The following is a 3,390-nucleotide window of genomic DNA, read 5'->3' as shown; positions in this document are numbered from 1 at the left end:
CGCCAGGGGGAGGAAGCCGCACGCCGCGACCACGTCCAGGGCCGCCTTGCGTTCCGACGCCACCCGCTCCTCGCCCACGATGCGCGTGAAGAGGAGCAGCGCCTCGTCCGGTGACATCACGTCCAGGTCCACCAGGTGCGCGCCCGCCAGGTCGACCATCCGGACCCGGCCCGTGATCAGGGCCGCGCAGCCCTCCGTACCGGGGAGCAGGGGCCTGACCTGTGCCGCGTCCCGCGCGTTGTCCAGGAGGACCAGGATCCGGCGGCCGTCGAGCGTGGAGCGGTAGAGCGCCGCGCGCTCTTCGAGGGAGTCCGGGATCGCCGAGTCCGCCGTGCCGAGGGCCCGCAGGAACGAGCCGAGCACCGTCTCCGGTTCCGCCGCCCGCGCTCCCGCGCCCTGGAGGTCCACGTACAACTGGCCGTCGGGGAACGATGACCGTGCCGCGTGTGCGACGTGCACGGCCAGCGTCGTCTTGCCCACGCCGCCGATGCCCGCGACCGCCGACACCGCCATGACCGAGCCCGTGCCCGCCTCCGACGAGGCGGCCGACAGCACGTCGCTCAGTTCGCGTACGAAGGAGGCGCGGCCGGTGAAGTCCGGCACGGTGGCCGGGAGTTGGGCGGGTTTGATCGGGTTGGTGGAGGGCTCCGTGGCCGGGGACGAGGGTTCGGCCAGGGCCGGGTCCGCCTGCAGGATGCGCTGCTGGAGTTCCGAGAGGCCCGGCCTCGGGTCCACTCCCAGCTCGTCCGCCAGCAGGCGCCGCGTGTCCGCGTAGACCGCGAGGGCCTCCGCCTGGCGGCCGCTCCGGTACAGCGCCAGCATCAGCAGTTCGCGAAGGCGTTCGCGCAGCGGATGTGCCGCCGTCAGCGCCGTGAGCTCCGAGACCGCCTCCGCGTGGCAGCCCTGCTCCAGGTCCATGTCCAGGCGGGTTTCCTGGAGTTGGAGGCGCCACTCCTCCAGGCGGATGCGCTGGGTCTCCGCGTACGGTCCCGGCACGTTGGCCAGCGGTTCGCCGTCCCACAGGCCCAGCGCCTTGTTCAGCAGGCCCCGGGCCTGGCACAGGTCACCGGTCTGCCGGGCCTTCTCCGCGTCCGACCAGAGGGACTCCGCCGCGGTCAGGTCGAGGGCGTCGGGGCTGAGGGAGCGGATCGCGTAGCCGCCCGACTCGCTCACCAGGACGCCCGGGTCGAGGACCTTCCGGAGGCGGGAGGCGTAGGTGCGCAGTGCGGCGAGGGCCTGCTGCGGGGACTCCTCGCCCCACAGCGCGTCGATCAGCTCGCCCGCCGTGGCCGTGCGGCCCTCGCGCAGGAGGAGTGCCGCGAGCAGGGCCCGCTGCTGGGGCGAGCCCGTCGCGAGCGGCTCCCCGCCGCGCCAGGCCCGGACCGGGCCGAGCACGCTGAAGCGCAGGTCGGAGCCGCCGGCCGGCGCCGCGTCCGAGGCGTCCTCGGGCGCGGCGGACCGCCGCTGCTCCGGTACCCGCGGTCCACCGTCCATCGTCACTGCCCCCTGCCGCCGCACCAGCACCGGTCACATCTCGTCGCCGTTTCGTCCAGACGGCGCGCCGTCAAAGACAACTCCGCCAGTTTGCCTTGTTCATGGCGGATACGTCAGCCACGGGAGACAGTCATCACAGACATCTCACGCCACGAACCTTCGCTCCCACTGAACTCCTAGTAGCTGACGGGTCGTCAGATCAGCGCTACCGTGAGCCCATGGAGACCACGGAGAGCGCAATCGACCAATCCGCCCCGGAATCAGGCGAGTTCCCGCTCATCATTTCCGTCGACGACCACACCGTCGAGCCGCCCGACGTCTGGTCCGACCGGCTGCCGAAGAAGTACCTCGACGTCGGACCCCGCATCGTCCGCGCGCCGCTGAAGGAGATGACCTTCCTGGGCGGCAAGTTCGCCCCCGTGATGGGCGAGCCCGGCGACGACGGACCCATCGGCGACTGGTGGGTCTACGAGGACCTGCACCGGCCGCTCACCCGCCTCGACACCGCCGTCGGGTACGACAGGGACGAGATCAAGCTCGAAGTCATCACCTACGAGCAGATGCGGAAGGGGTCCTACGACGTCCCGTCCCGCCTCGCCGACATGGACGTCAACCACGTCCAGTCGGCGCTCTGCTTCCCCACCTTCCCGCGCTTCTGCGGGCAGACCTTCACCGAGGCCACGGACCGTGAGCTGGGACTCCTCGGGGTGCGCGCCTACAACGACTGGATGGTGGACGAGTGGTGCGGGCCCGCGGCCCGGGGGCGGCTGATACCGCTGACCCTCATCCCGCTGTGGGACCCGGAGCTCGCCGCCGCCGAGGTGCGCAGGAACGCCGCCCGCGGCGTGCGCGCCGTCGCCTTCTCCGAGATCCCGCCGCACCTCGGGCTGCCGAGCATCCACACCGACGCCTGGGACCCTTTCCTCGCCGCGTGCGCCGAGACCGGCACCGTCATCGCCATGCACATCGGCAGCAGCAGCAGGATGCCGTCCACGTCACCGGACGCGCCGCCCGCCGTCGGGTCCACCATCACCTTCGCCAACTGCTGCTTCTCGATGGTGGACTGGCTGATGAGCGGGAAGTTCGAGCGGTTCCCCGAGCTGCGGATCATGTACGCCGAGGGCCAGATCGGCTGGATCCCGTACATCCTCGAACGCGCCGACGTGGTGTGGGAGGAGAACCGCGGCTGGGGCGGCGTCGCCGACAAGGTGCGCAAGCCGCCGAGCGAGTACTTCGCCGACCACGTCTTCGGCTGCTTCTTCGACGACGCCTTCGGGCTGAAGAACCTGGAGTCCATCGGCGTCGGGAACGTCCTCTACGAGACCGACTACCCGCACTCCGACTCCACCTGGCCGAAGTCGAAGGAGGTCGGTGAGGCGCAGATGGGGCATCTGGACGCGGAGGTCGTGGAGCGGATCGTGCGCGGCAACGCGATCGATCTGCTCGGGCTCACCCCGGAGGGGCTCTGGCGGCCGTAGGCGTCCGCCGGTGTCCGTCGGCGTCATAGGTTCCACAACTGGATCGAGGGCGGTTCGCCGTCCTCGTCCGGTGAGGATGCGGGGTTCAGGGCGCCGGCGAGTGTGCCGCCGCCCTCGTTCAGGGCCAGCGCGCCGATGGGGGCCCCGTGAGGCACCTTCAGCGGGCCGGGGGCGAAGGTGACGGGGTACAGGTCGTCGGACGTGGACCAGAGCGTGATCGAGCGGTCCGCCCTGTTCCGTCCCCTGCTGTCGGACTCGCTGCCGCACGTCGCGAGCAGGCCGGCCGCCTCCCGGTTCGCGAACGCTGCCGTGCTCGGACGGTCGCGGTCGTCCTGGTGCGACGCGACGACCTTGCGCGTGGCGAGGTCCCAGATCTGGATGCGCGGGCCGCCGGCGATCAGCCGGCGGCCCCCGAAGG

At 71.5% G+C, this 3,390-nt stretch carries 3 protein-coding genes; 1 reads left to right on the top strand and 2 read right to left on the bottom strand.

The features are described 5' to 3' along the window. The coding region (locus M4J07_RS47150; protein ID WP_255983460.1) for an AfsR/SARP family transcriptional regulator at window positions 1-1,494 on the bottom strand (1,494 nt) is incomplete at its 3' end. Window positions 1,495-1,712: 218 nt separating this feature from the next. Between M4J07_RS47150 and M4J07_RS47145 the strand changes: the two genes are divergently transcribed. Then, window positions 1,713-2,972 carry an amidohydrolase family protein gene (locus tag M4J07_RS47145; RefSeq protein ID WP_255983458.1) on the top strand — a complete coding sequence of 420 codons (1,260 nt, stop codon included), beginning with the start codon at window positions 1,713-1,715 and terminating at the stop codon, window positions 2,970-2,972. A 23-nt stretch (window positions 2,973-2,995) separates the two neighbouring features. On the opposite strand, the gene M4J07_RS47140 is transcribed toward M4J07_RS47145, so the two are convergent. After that, window positions 2,996-3,390 (bottom strand): WD40 repeat domain-containing protein (locus M4J07_RS47140; protein WP_255983456.1); only part of this gene is annotated, 395 nt, incomplete at its 5' end.

The sequence above is a fragment of the Streptomyces longispororuber genome, assembly GCF_024448165.1.
In the GTDB taxonomy this organism is placed as follows: domain Bacteria; phylum Actinomycetota; class Actinomycetes; order Streptomycetales; family Streptomycetaceae; genus Streptomyces; species Streptomyces longispororuber_A.
The sequence above is the reverse complement of the archived record's forward strand: the minus strand, read 5'-3'. Positions and strand labels throughout refer to the sequence as shown.

Coding starts and splice junctions, on each gene's coding strand:
- M4J07_RS47145 (WP_255983458.1), top strand. CDS start 1,713: ATGGAGACCACGGAGAGCGCAATCGACCAATCCGCCCCGGAATCAGGC.